Origin of the sequence: Pseudomonas wadenswilerensis, assembly GCF_900497695.1 — a bacterium.
Taxonomy (GTDB): Bacteria; Pseudomonadota; Gammaproteobacteria; order Pseudomonadales; family Pseudomonadaceae; genus Aquipseudomonas; species Aquipseudomonas wadenswilerensis.
Window position 1 is genome coordinate 77,271 of record NZ_UIDD01000006.1, and the last position, 13,908, is coordinate 91,178.

The 13,908-nt window shown below is 63.1% G+C and carries 13 protein-coding genes; 8 read left to right on the forward strand and 5 right to left on the reverse strand.

Features of this window, described 5'->3' with window-relative positions; translation table 11 throughout:
• Positions 1–41: 41 nt before the first annotated feature.
• The 8 genes from ppsA to CCOS864_RS09210 all read left to right on the forward strand — a co-directional run bounded on the left by ppsA (position 42) and on the right by CCOS864_RS09210 (position 8,228).
• On the forward strand, positions 42–2,417 hold the full coding sequence (ppsA, locus tag CCOS864_RS09175) for a phosphoenolpyruvate synthase (RefSeq protein ID WP_115086021.1): 2,376 nt from the start codon (positions 42–44) through the stop codon (positions 2,415–2,417).
• Positions 2,418–2,524: 107 nt separating this feature from the next.
• Complete coding sequence (locus CCOS864_RS09180; RefSeq protein WP_115086022.1) at positions 2,525–3,514, forward strand: alpha/beta fold hydrolase; 990 nt, start codon at positions 2,525–2,527, stop codon at positions 3,512–3,514.
• A gap of 197 nt (positions 3,515–3,711) precedes the next feature.
• The gene (rraA, locus tag CCOS864_RS09185) at positions 3,712–4,200 is read left to right on the forward strand and encodes a ribonuclease E activity regulator RraA (RefSeq protein ID WP_115086023.1); all 489 of its coding nucleotides are present in this window, start codon (positions 3,712–3,714) and stop codon (positions 4,198–4,200) included.
• A 28-nt stretch (positions 4,201–4,228) separates the two neighbouring features.
• Positions 4,229–5,224, forward strand: coding sequence for a zinc transporter ZntB (locus tag CCOS864_RS09190; RefSeq protein WP_115086024.1), 996 nt, complete (start codon positions 4,229–4,231; stop codon positions 5,222–5,224).
• A gap of 99 nt (positions 5,225–5,323) precedes the next feature.
• Positions 5,324–5,572: a CrfX protein gene (locus tag CCOS864_RS09195; RefSeq protein ID WP_115086025.1), complete on the forward strand. Its 249-nt coding sequence runs from the start codon at positions 5,324–5,326 to the stop codon at positions 5,570–5,572.
• Between the two features lie 2 nt (positions 5,573–5,574).
• Positions 5,575–6,399: a mechanosensitive ion channel family protein gene (locus tag CCOS864_RS09200; protein ID WP_038994250.1), complete on the forward strand. Its 825-nt coding sequence runs from the start codon at positions 5,575–5,577 to the stop codon at positions 6,397–6,399.
• 114 nt (positions 6,400–6,513) lie between these two features.
• Positions 6,514–7,080 carry an RNA polymerase sigma factor SigX gene (sigX, locus tag CCOS864_RS09205; RefSeq protein ID WP_010223317.1) on the forward strand — a complete coding sequence of 189 codons (567 nt, stop codon included), beginning with the start codon at positions 6,514–6,516 and terminating at the stop codon, positions 7,078–7,080.
• Positions 7,081–7,190: 110 nt separating this feature from the next.
• Positions 7,191–8,228, forward strand: a complete 1,038-nt coding sequence (locus CCOS864_RS09210; protein WP_115086026.1) for an OmpA family protein — start codon at positions 7,191–7,193, stop codon at positions 8,226–8,228.
• Positions 8,229–8,285: 57 nt separating this feature from the next.
• On the opposite strand, the gene cobA is transcribed toward CCOS864_RS09210, so the two are convergent.
• The 5 genes from cobA to CCOS864_RS09235 all read right to left on the reverse strand — a co-directional run bounded on the left by cobA (position 8,286) and on the right by CCOS864_RS09235 (position 13,890).
• Positions 8,286–9,023: a uroporphyrinogen-III C-methyltransferase gene (gene cobA / locus CCOS864_RS09215; protein ID WP_115086027.1), complete on the reverse strand. Its 738-nt coding sequence runs from the start codon at positions 9,021–9,023 to the stop codon at positions 8,286–8,288.
• A 29-nt stretch (positions 9,024–9,052) separates the two neighbouring features.
• Positions 9,053–10,723 (reverse strand): bifunctional protein-serine/threonine kinase/phosphatase, encoded by a 1,671-nt coding sequence (locus CCOS864_RS09220; RefSeq protein WP_115086028.1) that lies wholly within the window; start codon positions 10,721–10,723, stop codon positions 9,053–9,055.
• Between the two features lie 10 nt (positions 10,724–10,733).
• Entirely contained in the window at positions 10,734–11,945 is a 1,212-nt protein-coding gene (locus tag CCOS864_RS09225) for a nitrate/nitrite transporter (RefSeq protein ID WP_115086029.1), read from the reverse strand.
• Positions 11,946–12,095: 150 nt separating this feature from the next.
• Positions 12,096–12,671: an ANTAR domain-containing response regulator gene (locus CCOS864_RS09230; RefSeq protein ID WP_115086030.1), complete on the reverse strand. Its 576-nt coding sequence runs from the start codon at positions 12,669–12,671 to the stop codon at positions 12,096–12,098.
• Positions 12,672–12,684: 13 nt separating this feature from the next.
• Complete coding sequence (locus tag CCOS864_RS09235) at positions 12,685–13,890, reverse strand: CmpA/NrtA family ABC transporter substrate-binding protein (RefSeq protein WP_115086031.1); 1,206 nt, start codon at positions 13,888–13,890, stop codon at positions 12,685–12,687.
• Positions 13,891–13,908 lie beyond the last annotated feature (18 nt).

Genomic DNA, 13,908 nt, shown 5'->3' on the forward strand with positions numbered 1-13,908 from the left:
GCGACCTGAGCTTTTCCAACACAGTTAGTGGAGAGATCACCTTGGTAGAGTACGTAGTTTCCCTCGATAAGCTCGGCGTCCATGATGTAGAGCATGTGGGGGGCAAGAACGCATCCCTCGGCGAGATGATCAGTAACCTCGCGGGCGCCGGTGTCTCGGTCCCCGGCGGCTTTGCCACTACGGCTCAGGCGTATCGTGACTTTCTCGAGCAGAGCGGCCTGAACACCCAGATCCACGCCGCCCTCGACGCGCTGGACGTTGACGACGTCAACGCCCTGGCCAAGACCGGTGCGCAGATCCGCCAGTGGATCATGGAAGCCGAGTTCCCCGAGCGCCTGAACGCCGAAATCCGCACCGCCTTCGCCGCAATGTCCCAGGGCAACCCGAACATGGCCGTGGCCGTGCGCTCCTCGGCCACCGCCGAAGACCTGCCGGATGCCTCGTTTGCCGGCCAGCAGGAAACCTTCCTGAACATCCGCGGCGTCGACAATGTCATCCGCGCCGCCAAGGAAGTGTTCGCCTCGCTGTTCAACGACCGCGCCATTTCCTACCGCGTGCACCAGGGCTTCGACCACAAGCTGGTGGCCCTGTCGGCCGGCGTGCAGCGCATGGTCCGCTCTGAAACCGGCACCGCCGGCGTGATGTTCACCCTCGACACCGAGTCGGGCTTCCGTGACGTGGTGTTTATCACCGGCGCCTACGGCCTGGGTGAAACCGTCGTTCAGGGTGCGGTCAACCCCGACGAATTCTACGTGCACAAAGGCACCCTGGAAGCCGGCCGCCCGGCGATCCTGCGTCGCAACCTGGGCAGCAAGGCGATCAAGATGGTCTACGGCGAAGAAGCCAAGGCCGGTCGCTCGGTCAAGACCGTCGATGTCGACAAGGCCGACCGCACCCGTTTCTGCCTGACCGACGCCGAAGTCAGCGAGCTGGCCAAGCAGGCGATGATCATCGAGAAGCACTACAAGTGCCCGATGGACATCGAATGGGCCAAGGACGGTGACGACGGCAAGCTGTACATCGTTCAGGCCCGCCCTGAAACCGTGAAGAGCCGCGCCCAGGCCAACGTCATGGAGCGTTACCTGCTCAAGGAAACCGGCACCGTGCTGGTCGAAGGCCGTGCCATTGGCCAGCGCATCGGCGCCGGCAAGGTGCGGATCATCAAGGACGTCTCGGAGATGGACAAGGTCCAGCCCGGCGACGTACTGGTTTCGGACATGACCGACCCGGACTGGGAACCGGTGATGAAGCGTGCCAGTGCCATCGTTACCAACCGTGGCGGGCGTACCTGCCACGCGGCGATCATCGCCCGTGAGCTGGGGATCCCGGCGGTGGTCGGTTGCGGCAACGCCACCCAGCTGCTCAAGGATGGCCAGGGCGTGACCGTGTCCTGCGCCGAAGGCGATACCGGCTTCATCTTCGAAGGTGAGCTGGGCTTCGACGTGCGCAAGAACTCCGTCGACGCCATGCCGGAGCTGCCGTTCAAGATCATGATGAACGTTGGCAACCCGGATCGCGCCTTTGATTTTGCCCAGCTGCCCAACGCCGGTGTCGGCCTGGCGCGCCTGGAATTCATCATCAACCGCATGATCGGCGTGCACCCCAAGGCGCTGCTCAATTACGCCGGCCTGCCTGCCGAGCTCAAAGAGAGCGTCGACAAGCGCATTGCCGGCTACAACGACCCGGTCGGCTTCTACGTCGAGAAACTGGTCGAAGGCATCAGCACCCTGGCCGCGGCGTTCTGGCCGAAAAAGGTCATCGTGCGCCTGTCGGACTTCAAGTCCAACGAGTACGCCAACCTGATCGGCGGCAAGCTCTACGAGCCGGAAGAAGAAAACCCGATGCTGGGCTTCCGCGGTGCTTCGCGCTACATCAGCGAAACCTTCCGTGACTGCTTCGAGCTCGAGTGCCGCGCCCTCAAGCGCGTGCGCAACGAGATGGGCCTGACCAACGTCGAGATCATGGTGCCGTTCGTGCGCACCCTGGGCGAAGCCAGCCAGGTCGTCGACCTGCTCGCTGAAAACGGCCTGGCCCGTGGCGACAACGGCCTGCGCGTGATCATGATGTGCGAGCTGCCGTCCAACGCCATCCTCGCCGAAGAGTTCCTCGAGTTCTTCGACGGCTTCTCCATCGGTTCCAACGACCTGACCCAGCTGACCCTGGGCCTGGACCGCGACTCGGGGATCATTGCGCACTTGTTCGACGAGCGTAACCCTGCTGTCAAGAAGCTGCTGGCCAACGCCATCCAGGCCTGCAACAAGGCGGGCAAGTACATCGGCATCTGCGGCCAGGGCCCATCCGACCACCCGGACCTGGCCAAGTGGCTGATGGAACAGGGCATCGAAAGCGTCTCGCTGAACCCGGACTCGGTACTCGAGACCTGGTTCTTCCTGGCTGAAGGCCAGGCCGCGAACTGATGCGCTGAACCGGAACCTTCACCCGGCCCTGGCGCCAGTGAAGGTTCCGACCGTATTCCAGGGCGTGTTCCAGTGATGGATCTCGCCCTTTTTTGTGCAAGAACCCTATGCAAAGCAGCAGTACCCTTTTTCCCGTGGCCTTGCTCAGTGCCGAGCGCCGTGGCGACCTGAGCGAGGACGTGTACCGGATCAAAGCCGGTAACAGCCCGGATCGCAGCGTGGAGCTGGCGCTCACCCGCCTGGGCATGGCCGATCAAACCGAGGTGCGTGGCACCCCGGTCATCCTGCTGCACGGCAGCTTTTCCAACCGGCGCTTCTGGTATTCGCCCCGGGGCATTGGCCTGGGCGCCTATCTGGCACGCGCCGGTTTCGATGTGTGGATCCCGGAGATGCGCGGCCACGGCCTGTCGCCGCGCAATCATGGCTACCGGCACAACCGCGTGGCCGACTACGCCCGTTACGACCTGCCGGTGATTGCCGCATTCGTCTGCGAGCAGGCCGGCCAGCCGGCGCACTGGGTCGGCCACTCGCTGGGCGGTACTACCCTGGCGGCAGCCCTGGGCGGCCAGTACCTGGGGGCCGAACAGGTGGCCAGCGTGGCGTTTTTCGGCACCCAGGTCAGCCGTACTTACTGGCCGCTGAAGTTGCCGCCGGTGGAGTGGGGCGGGCGCCTGCTGCTCAAGCGCTTTGCGCAAATCTCCGGTTCGCGGCTCAAGCGCGGGCCGGAAGACGAGCCGATTGGCCTGGCGCTGGAAAGCATGCGCTGGTTCGGCCTGTTTGGCCGCTTTGGCGACAAGGACCGCGACTGGTGGGCGGGCCTGGCCGAGGTCAATGTGCCGGTGCTGGCCGTGGCCGGCGCGGGTGATCATCAGGACCCGGTATGGGCCTGTCGCAAGCTGTTCGAACAACTGGGCAGCGAGCACAAGCAGTTTGTCCGCCTGGGCCGCGAGGCAGGGTTCGACAACTTCGGGCACGTCGACATGCTGGTCAGCAAGCCGGCGCAGGCACAGGTCTGGCCACTGGTTGAGCGCTGGTTGCAGAATCCGCTGGCGCCTTTGCTGCCCGAGGCGGCGCAGGCCGTTTCGCCGGCGAGCTGATGCCGCTAAGATATGACGACTGTGAAGGGTTTGGTCATTTTTTGGTTTTTTCAGTGTGCATCTGTTCGCTGAATGCGCTGCCAAGGTGACCGCACCGGCAGCGACGTGTAGCCTTGGGGCTAAAGCCGCATCGCTGGGCCTCGTTCACTGAGTGAAACTGCGACATTCATCGTCTCGATAATCGACAGGAGTTTCCCATGCATTACATCACCCCCGATCTGTGCGACGCCTACCCGGAACTGGTGCAGGTGCTGGAGCCGATGTTCAGCAACTTCGGTGGCCGCGACTCCTTCGGGGGTGAGATCGTTACCATCAAGTGCTTCGAAGACAACTCGCGGGTCAAAGAGCAAGTCGAGCTCGATGGCAAGGGCAAGGTCCTGGTGGTCGACGGCGGCGGTTCGCTGCGTCATGCCTTGCTCGGCGACATGCTGGCCGAGAAGGCGGCGAAGAATCACTGGGAAGGCCTGGTGATCTACGGTTGCGTGCGTGATGTCGATGTCCTGGCGCAGACCGACGTTGGCGTGCAGGCCCTGGCCAGCCACCCGCTGAAGTCCGTCCGCCGTGGCATCGGCGAGGTCAACGTGGCGGTGACCTTTGCCGGTGTGACCTTTCGTCCAGGCGAATACATCTACGCCGACAACAACGGCGTGATCGTCTCGCCAAGCCCGTTGAAAATGCCTGAGTAAAGCTCTGAAACCGGTCGGTGGGGTAGGGATGTTCGAGGAAGAAAACGCGCAATGGGGGCTGGTGCATGCCCTGGTGCTGGATGGAAAAGGCGGTGCCCGTGCAATCGCCCGAACTGAACTGGACGCCCTTGCCCTGCAGCCCCAGGAAAGCCTGTGGCTGCACTGGGACCGCAGTCACCCGCAGACCCGCACCTGGCTGCGTCACGACAGCGGCCTGAACGAGTTCGCCTGCGACCTGCTGCTGGAGGAAAACACCCGTCCGCGCCTGCTGCCACTGCCGGAGGCGCAGATGCTGCTGTTTTTGCGCGGGGTCAACCTCAACCCCGGTGCCGAGCCTGAAGACATGGTTTCGGTGCGGATCTTCGCCGAGGCCCAGCGGGTGATCTCGCTGCGCCTGCGGCCGTTGCGCGCCAGTGATGAACTGCTGCAGCAACTGGCCGAAGGCCGCGGGCCGAAAACCGCTTCCGAGCTGCTGCTGAGCATGGCGCAACTGTTGACCGAAAAGGTCCAGGCGCTGATCAGCGACCTGTCGGAAGTGGTCGATGCCGAGGAAGAGAAGCTTGAAGCCGACAAACGCTATGCCCCGGACCAGGGCAGCCTGCAGCAGATCCGCCGACGGGCGGCCGGATTGCGGCGATTTCTCAATCCGCAGCGGGAAATCTACGCGCAACTGGCGCGCAACAAGTGGAGCTGGTTCGCCGCAGACGACGCCGACTACTGGAACGAACTCAACAACAGCCTGACCCGCTACCTGGAAGAGCTCGAGCTGACCCGCGAACGCGCCGCTCTGGTGCTCGAAAGCGAAGACCGGCGCCGCAGCGAGCGGATGAACCGGACCATGTACCGTTTCGGCATCATCACTTGCATATTCCTGCCCATGAGCTTCGTGACCGGGCTGTTGGGCATCAACGTCGGCGGCATTCCAGGCTCCGACAGCCCGTACGGCTTTCTCTTCGCCAGCCTGCTGGTGCTGACCCTGGCGTTGGGGCAATGGTGGCTGTTTCGCCGCCTGCGCTGGGTGTGAAGATGAAATTTGTGAACATGCAGTCACAAACTGCCTGGCCGGTTCATGTGACCCGTTGTGTGGCGACCTCGTCTTTGACAGATATTGCGCGAGGTGCCCATGCACGATCCGTTTGAAGAATCCCTGCGAGACCTGCTCAAGGCATCGCCGTCCGGCCAGGACCGCGACGACGATGCCTGCCTGGGCCGGGTCCTGAAAACCGCCAACCGCCAGGTTGGCGCGGGCGATCTGTTCAGCCTGCTGGGCCGCTGGAGCCAGGCGCTGATGATTGCCGTGAACAATGGCTCGGCGCATGTTGCGCCGGTGCGCCGTAACGCTACCGTTCGTAAAGCTGATAAGGCCGATTGAATATGGAACTTGATCTCTGGACCCAGAGCCTGGTCACCGCGATGACAGCGTTGTGGACCAAAGTGGCGAACTTTATCCCCAACCTGTTCGGCGCTCTGGTTGTGGTGCTGCTGGGTTTCGTCGTGGCCAAGCTGCTCGACACCCTGCTGTCGAAACTGCTGGCCAAGCTCGGCCTGGATCGCCTGATGGGCGGCACCGGCCTGACCAAGATGCTCAGCCGGGTCGGCATCCAGGTGCCGATCTCGACCCTGATCGGCAAGATCGTCTACTGGTTCGTGCTGCTGATTTTCCTTGTTTCCGCCGCTGAGTCCCTGGGGCTTGAGCGCGTCTCGGCCACACTCGACATGCTTGCCCTGTACCTGCCGAAAGTGTTCGGCGCGGCGCTGGTGCTGCTGGCGGGCGTATTGCTGGCGCAACTGGTCAACGGCCTGGTGCGCGGCGCCGCCGAAGGCATCGGCCTGGAATACGCCGCTGGCGTAGGGCGGATCGCCCAGGGCCTGGTCATTATTATCAGTATCTCGGTGGCAATCAGCCAGCTCGAGGTCAAGACCGACTTGCTCAATCACGTGATCGTCATCGGTTTGATTACCGTTGGTCTGGCCGTGGCGCTGGCCATGGGCCTGGGCAGCCGGGAAATTGCCGGGCAGATTCTCGCCGGAATTTACGTGCGTGAGCTTTATCAAGTGGGCCAACAAGTGCGGATTGGAGAGGTCGAAGGGCAGATCGAGGAGATCGGCACGGTCAAGACGACCCTGCTGACCGACGACGGCGAGCTGGTGTCGTTGTCCAACCGGATTTTGCTCGAGCAGCGAGTCAATAGCCGCTAACCGGGCAAATCCTGCTAATGTATGCCGCCGCAAAAATACCCCAGGCAGGGGTATGCGGCGACATTGACCTGACTGTCGGCCAGATCCGTTTTGAATAAAGTTCACTCGCTGCCCATGCGTTACGACCCCCGCGAGCTCACCGATGAGGAGTTGGTGGCGCGTTCGCATGAGGAGCTGTTTCATGTTACTCGCGCGTATGAGGAGCTCATGCGCCGCTACCAACGAACTCTTTTTAACGTCTGTGCGCGTTATTTAGGGAACGATCGGGACGCTGACGATGTCTGTCAGGAGGTGATGCTCAAGGTGCTCTATGGGCTGAAGAACTTCGAGGGCAAATCGAAGTTCAAGACATGGCTCTACAGCATCACCTACAACGAATGCATCACCCAGTACCGCAAGGAGCGGCGCAAACGTCGACTGATGGATGCCTTGAGTCTTGATCCACTCGAGGAGGCCTCGGAAGAGAAGGCGCCAAAACCGGAAGAGAAAGGCGGGCTGGACAAATGGCTAGTGCATGTCAATCCGATTGACCGCGAGATTCTGGTGCTTCGATTTGTCGCAGAACTGGAATTTCAGGAAATCGCCGATATCATGCATATGGGCCTGAGCGCAACGAAAATGCGGTACAAGCGTGCGCTTGACAAGCTACGTGAGAAATTTGCGGGCCTCACTGAAACTTAGTGGCGCGCAAATATCTCTAACGTACCGGCAAGTTCTGCTAGACTTGCCGTCGAGTTGTCCCCCGGATGTTGGTGGGACTGCTTAACTATCACCAGATGGGGATTTAACGGATGAAATTGAAAAACACCTTGGGCTTGGCCATTGGTTCTCTTGTAGCCGCAACTTCCTTCGGCGCTCTGGCACAAGGCCAAGGCGCAGTCGAAATTGAAGGCAACGTTACCAAGCAGTACTACGACAGCGAGCGCAATTTCAAGAACACTGGCACCAATCCTGGTGTTCGCCTCGGTTACTTCCTGACCGACGACCTGTCCCTGGACCTGGGCTACAACGAGACTCACAACGCTCGTGGCGAAGTCTTCAACAAAGACATCAAAGGTTCCAAGGCCAAGCTGGACGCTACCTACCACTTCGGTACCGTCGGCGACGCTCTGCGTCCTTACGTTTCGGCTGGTTTCGCTCACGAGAGCCTGGGCCAGGCTGAGCGCGGCGGCCGTGACCACTCCACCTTCGCCAACGTTGGCGCTGGCGCCAAGTGGTACATCACCGACATGTTCTTCGCCCGTGCCGGCGTTGAAGCCATGTACAACATCGACAACGGCAACACCGAGTGGGGTCCGACCGTTGGTCTGGGTCTGAACTTCGGTGGTAGCGGTGGCAAGGTTGAAGCCGCTCCTGCTCCAGTTGCTGAAGTCTGCTCCGACAGCGACAACGATGGCGTCTGCGACAACGTCGACAAGTGCCCTGACACCCCTGCCAACGTTACCGTTGACGCTGACGGCTGCCCAGCTGTTGCTGAAGTCGTACGTGTTGAGCTGGACGTCAAGTTCGACTTCGACAAGTCGGTCGTCAAGCAAAACAGCTACGGCGACATCAAGAACCTGGCTGACTTCATGAAGCAGTACCCACAGACCACCACCACTGTTGAAGGTCACACTGACTCCGTCGGTCCTGACGCTTACAACCAGAAGCTGTCCGAGCGTCGTGCAAACGCCGTTAAACAGGTTCTGACCAACGAGTACGGTGTTGAGTCGACTCGCGTTGAGTCGGTTGGCTACGGTGAAACCCGTCCGGTTGCTGACAACGCCACCGACGCTGGTCGCGCTGTTAACCGTCGCGTAGAAGCACAAGTAGAAGCCCAAGCCAAGTAATTGGTCCAAGCCCTACTGAAAAGCCCGGCCTAGGCCGGGCTTTTCTTTGCCTGCGATTCAGGCTGTCAGTTGCATCAGCGCCGCACTGTCCGCTGCCGCCACCTCACCGATCACCAGGATCGCCGGGCTGCTCAGCTTGAAGCGGGCGGCATCCAGGCACAGCTGCGCCAGGCTGCTGCGTTGCTCGCGCTGTTGGGGGAGCGAGGCGTTCTCGATCATGGCCACCGGCGTCTGCGCCGCCAGGCCACCTGCCAGCAAGCCCTGCTGCACCTCTTCCAGTTTGCTCACGCCCATGTACACCACCAGGGTGGTACCGCCCTGGGCCAGCGCCTGCCAGTTCAACGGACTGTCATCCTGGGTGTGGGCGGTGACCAGGGTCACGCCACGGCTGACGCCGCGCAAGGTCAGCGAGATGCCGCATTGGGTCGCGCCGGCCAGGCCGGCGGTAATGCCGTTGACCAGCTCGGTTTCGATGCCATGGGCCTGCAGCCAGGCTGCCTCTTCGCCGCCGCGGCCAAAGATGCACGGATCACCGCCCTTGAGGCGGGCCACGCAGCGGCCCTGGCGGGCGTAACGCAGCATCAGGCGCTGAATGAAGGCTTGCGGCGTGGAGCGGCAACCACCGCGTTTACCCACGGCAATTACTCGCGCCTGCGGGCAGTGTTCAAGGATCTGCGGGTTGACCAGGTCATCGATCAGCACGACTTCGGCTTCGGCCAGGGCGCGGACCGCCTTGAGGGTCAAAAGCTCCGGATCACCGGGGCCGGCACCAATCAGCCAGACTTTCGCATGCATAGAATTTTCCTCATCGGCAAAGGGTGCCGTCAGCCTTTTAGCAGGCTGATCAGCAGGATCAGGTTGAGTAACAAGGACAGCAGCGCCAGGCCGCGCCAGACCTTCAGCGGTTCGCGTTCAAGCAGTGGCCGCGGGCGCACACTCAACGGCTGGCGTTCGCCTTGTTCAAGCAGCAACAGCCATTGCTCGGCGGTTTCAAAGCGTTGCTGTGGATCGGCCACCAGCGCCTGGGCGAGGTTGTGTTCGAGCCATTCGGGCAGGTCTGGGCGATAACGTGCGGCGCTGCCCGCCTGGGTGAAGCGCGGGCGCTGGAAAGCCTCGATTTCGCCATAGGGGTAGTGGCCGGTGAGCAGGTAGAACAGCGTCACGCCAACGCTGTACAGGTCTTGCTGCGCGCTGGGCGGCGTGCCTTCGAAGGCTTCGGGGGCAATGAACGATGGCGTGCCTGGCAGCTCATGGGCGCGGTCTTCGGAGAGCCCCGGGCAGAAGGCCAGGCCGAAATCCAGCAGGCGCAGTTGACCGTCATCGCCCAGGTGCAGGTTCTCCGGCTTGATGTCCCGATGGAGGATATTGCGCCGGTGCAGCAGGCCCACCGCCTGCAGCAGTTGCTGGGCCAGTGACTGCCATTGGGCCAGCGGCAAAGGGCCGCTGCGGGCGAAAAGCTGCGCCAGGGTCTGGCCCGGGTATTCGCGCATCAGGTAGTACAGGTGCTGACGCTGGCTGGCCGGGTGCACTTCGGGGAAATAGCGCCCGGCCACCCTGCGCATGAACCATTCTTCGAGCAGCAGGGCTTGCTGCGCACCGGGTTCGTCCTTGCGCTCGGCAGGCAGGGTTTTCAGCAGCCATGCCTGTTGCTGATGGTCCAGTACGCGGTACAGCAAGGATTGGCGGCTGTGGCCCAACTGTTGTTCGACCCGCCAGCCGTCAATCAACTGCCCGCTGCGCAGGGCGACCGGCAACGGCCACTGTTGCAGTTGCGCCAGGGAATCGCCAAGGTTGCTGGCACCCAGTTGCTCGACCCGTACCAGCAGCGCGCTGGCGTTGTCCTGGCTGCCGCTGTGGTGGGCTGAGCTCACCAGGGTCTGGGCGGCATCCTGCAGGTCGATCTGTTCACGCAGCACAGCCCTGATCTGCGCTTCGCTGAGGCTGGCCCAGACGCCATCGCTGAGCAGTACGAAGCATTCGCCGCTCTGCAGGTCGCCTTCCAGATAGTCGACCTGCAGGTGCTGGTCCAGGCCCAGAGCTCGCTTGAGCACGTGCTGCATGCCCGGTTGGTCCCAGACGTGATCTTCGCTGATGCGTTGCAGTTGCCCTGCCGCCCAGCGGTAGATCCGGCAGTCGCCGACATGCGCCAGGGTGAAGCGTCGCCCGCGCAACACCAGGGCGCTGAGGGTGGTCAGCAACGGCTGGCCGCCGCCGTTAGCGCGCAACCAGCGGTTTTGCGCCAGCAGCAGGCGGTCCAGGGCCTGGGCCACGCCCCAGGTGGGCGGCGTGGCGTAGTAGTCCAGGGCCAGCGCCTGCAGGCTCGCCCGCGCCGCCAGGCCACCGTCGGCGCACTGGCTGACACCATCGGCGAGAGCGAACAGGTAGCCTTTGCTGGCGGCCAGTTCCGGGTTGGGGGTCACCAGGCGCAGGGCGTCCTGGTTTTCCTCCCGGGGGCCGCTGGCGCTGGCCTGGGCAAAGCTCAGTTGCAGGTTCATGGGGTAATCCTCAGACCCGCGCCGCGGTCACCGCCGCCGAACCCCAGGTGGTGCGCCAGCGCTGCTTGACGCCGTGCAGACCGAACCAGGCAAGGATGCCGAGGCTGGCGAATAGCCATAGACCCAACTGATAGTCGCCGGTGTGTTGCTTGATCGTCCCCAGGCCCGCGGCGAGCAGGAAACCGCCGATGCCGCCGGCCATGCCGATCAATCCGGTCATCACGCCGATTTCCTGGCGAAAGCGCTGCGGCACCAGCTGGAACACGGCGCCGTTGCCGGCACCCAGGCCGAGCATGGCGCTGACGAACAGGGCCAGGGCAGCCACCGCGCTGGGCAGGTTGAAGCCGACGGCGGCAATGCAGATGGCGGCGACGCTGTACATCGCCAGCAAGGTGCGGATACCGCCGAAGCGATCAGCCAGGGCGCCACCCAACGGGCGCATCAGGCTACCGGCGAATACGCAGGCGGCGGTGTAGTAGCCGGCGGTCACCGGGCTCAGGCCGTACTGGTCGTTGAAGTAGCCGGGCAGGGCACTGGCCAGGCCAATGAAGCCGCCGAAGGTGACGCTGTAGAAGAACATGAACCACCAGCTGTCACGGTCGCCCAGGGCCTTGAGGTAATCGGCCAGGGCTTTGGGCTTGGGCCGTTCGGGGGCATTGCGCGCCAGCAGGCTGAACAGCACCAGGGTCAGCAGCAGCGGGATCACGGCGAAGCCGAACACGTTGTTCCAGCCAAAACCTGCGGCCAGGGCCGGGGCCAGCAGGGCGGCGAACACGGTGCCGGAGTTGCCGGCGCCGGCGATGCCCATGGCCTTGCCCTGGTGCTGCGCCGGGTACCACTGCGAGGCCAGCGGCAGCGAAACGGCAAACGAGGCCCCGGCAACGCCGAGGAATACCCCGAGCAACAAGGCCTGTTCGTAGCTGTGGATACCCAGGCGCCAGGCACAGAACAGCGCGACGATGACAATCACCTGGCCGATCAGCCCGGCAGTCTTGGGTGACAGCCGGTCCACCAGCAGGCCCATGACAAAGCGCAGGATCGCCCCGGCAAGGATCGGCGTAGCCACCATCAGCCCCCGCTGCTGGGTGGTCAGTTGCAGGTCGGCGGCGATCTGCACCGCCAGCGGACCAAGCAGGTACCAGACCATGAAGCTCAGGTCGAAATACAGAAAGGCGGCGAACAGGGTGGGGACATGCCCGGACTTCCAGAAACTCGTATTCATCGAACACCTCGTTGAACAGGGACGGAAACGAAAAAGACGTCGCCACCCGACCCGCTTGCGCGAGTGGGGGTGCGACGTCTTTGTCGTGAAGGGGGCAACCGCCGTTGGCTACCTGTCCTCTGGTGATAGCAAGAGCCGGGCCACAATCTCTCAGCCGAGCAAATCGCTCATGGCAATGATCTGCTCGGCCACCTGGATCAGCTTTTGTTGCTTGCTCATGGCCTGGCGGCGCATCAGGGTGTAGGCCTGTTCTTCGTTGCAGTCCTTCATTTTCATCAACAGACCCTTGGCCAGTTCGATCCGCTTGCGCTCCACCAGTTGCTGGTCGCGGGCCTGCAGCTGGGCCTTGAGCGCCTGGTCGCTTTCAAAGCGGGCCATGGCCACGTCAAGGATTGGCTGCAGCCGCGTGGCCTGGATGCCTTCGACGATGTAGGCGCTGACCCCGGCCTGGATGGCCTGGCGCATCACGCCGGGGTCGTGCTCGTCAGTGAACATGACGATCGGCCGCGGCCGGTCGCGGCTGACCAGTACCACCTGCTCCATGACATCACGGCCCGGTGACTCGGTATCGATCAGCACCACGTCCGGATGCACCGTTTCGACGCGCGCCGGCAGGTCGATGGTCAGGCCCGACTCTTCGATCACCTCGAAGCCGGCCTGGACCAGGGCGGCCTTGAGGCGACCGACTTTTTTCGCGGTGTCGTCGATCAACAGGATTCGCAGCATGCTTGCGTCTCCTTCAGGGGCGGGTGAGTGCAGCAGGCATTTCGGCCAGCGCATGCAAAGAGAAACTGCGGGCATATGCGCCAGGATCGCTGCCGTCCCAGTGGCGGCCATCGATCAGTTGGCTGCTGCGCATTTGCGTATCGGCACAGGGCACGCCAATCGCTGTGGCCGCATCGCGGTACAACGCGCGTTGCTGAACCGCACGGGCGACGCCGAGGTAGTCGGGGTCGTCGCGCAGCAGGCCCCAGCGCCGGAACTGGGTCATGAACCACATGCCGTCGGACAGGTAGGGCAGGTTGGCCCGCCCGTCATCGTGCACGTGCAAGGCGTGCGGATCCTGCCATTGGTTACCCAGCCCATCCTGATAGTGGCCCAGCAGGCGTGGCTCGATATGGGTCAACGGGGCGTCGAGATAGGCCTTGCCGCTGAGCAGTTGCGCGGTGTTGCGGCGATTCTCGCAGCTCTGTTCGATAAAGCGACTGGCGGCCAATACCGCCATGACCAAGGCCCTGGCAGTGTTCGGGTGCTGCTCGACGAAGGCCCGGGTGCAGCCCAGGACCTTTTCCGGATGATCGGGCCAGATCGATTGGCTGGTGGCCAGGGTAAAGCCCTGCGCCTGTTCGACGGCGCCCGCCGACCAGGGCTCACCGACGCAGAAACCATCGATGCGTCCGGCCTGCAGGTGAGCCAGCATCTGCGCGGGTGGCACCACGACGCTGTGGACGTCGTGTAGTGGATGGATACCGTGGCTGGCCAGCCAGTAATACAGCCACATGGCATGAGTGCCAGTGGGAAAGGTCTGGGCAAAGGTGAGTTTTGTCCTGCTTTGGTGCACGAAGCGCCGCAGTGCTTCACCACTGGTCACGCCATGGCGCAGCAGGGCCGGCGACAGGTTGATGGCCTGACCGTTCTGGTTCAGGCCCATCAGCACGGCCATGTCGGTGGCGCCGCTGGCGTCGATGCCCAGTTGTAGGGCGTAGATCAGGCCGTACAGGCTGTGGGCGGCGTCCAGTTGGCCGTTGAGCAGTTTGTCGCGCAGGCTGGCCCAGGAGCTCTGGCGCCTGAGGTTCAGGCTCAGGCCGTAGGTTTGGGCGAAGCCCTGGGTGGCGGCGACCACCAGCGGGGCGCAATCGGTAAGCGCCATGAAGCCCAGCTCCAGTAGCGGTTTCTCCGGTGCGTCACTGCCATGGACCCAGGCCAGCGGATTGGCGCTCGGCATCTGTGAAGTTCTCCTGTG

What these genes read in the sequence shown, in the direction of transcription:
- CCOS864_RS09190 (WP_115086024.1), top strand. Translation starts at nt 4,229, where the DNA reads ATGTTCGAGGAAGAAAACGCGCAATGGGGGCTGGTGCATGCCCTGGTG.
- cobA (WP_115086027.1), bottom strand. Translation starts at nt 9,023, where the DNA reads ATGCATGCGAAAGTCTGGCTGATTGGTGCCGGCCCCGGTGATCCGGAG.
- CCOS864_RS09225 (WP_115086029.1), bottom strand. Translation starts at nt 11,945, where the DNA reads ATGAATACGAGTTTCTGGAAGTCCGGGCATGTCCCCACCCTGTTCGCC.
- CCOS864_RS09195 (WP_115086025.1), top strand. Translation starts at nt 5,324, where the DNA reads ATGCACGATCCGTTTGAAGAATCCCTGCGAGACCTGCTCAAGGCATCG.
- CCOS864_RS09235 (WP_115086031.1), bottom strand. Translation starts at nt 13,890, where the DNA reads ATGCCGAGCGCCAATCCGCTGGCCTGGGTCCATGGCAGTGACGCACCG.
- rraA (WP_115086023.1), top strand. Translation starts at nt 3,712, where the DNA reads ATGCATTACATCACCCCCGATCTGTGCGACGCCTACCCGGAACTGGTG.
- CCOS864_RS09210 (WP_115086026.1), top strand. Translation starts at nt 7,191, where the DNA reads ATGAAATTGAAAAACACCTTGGGCTTGGCCATTGGTTCTCTTGTAGCC.
- CCOS864_RS09220 (WP_115086028.1), bottom strand. Translation starts at nt 10,723, where the DNA reads ATGAACCTGCAACTGAGCTTTGCCCAGGCCAGCGCCAGCGGCCCCCGG.
- sigX (WP_010223317.1), top strand. Translation starts at nt 6,514, where the DNA reads ATGCGTTACGACCCCCGCGAGCTCACCGATGAGGAGTTGGTGGCGCGT.
- CCOS864_RS09180 (WP_115086022.1), top strand. Translation starts at nt 2,525, where the DNA reads ATGCAAAGCAGCAGTACCCTTTTTCCCGTGGCCTTGCTCAGTGCCGAG.
- CCOS864_RS09230 (WP_115086030.1), bottom strand. Translation starts at nt 12,671, where the DNA reads ATGCTGCGAATCCTGTTGATCGACGACACCGCGAAAAAAGTCGGTCGC.
- CCOS864_RS09200 (WP_038994250.1), top strand. Translation starts at nt 5,575, where the DNA reads ATGGAACTTGATCTCTGGACCCAGAGCCTGGTCACCGCGATGACAGCG.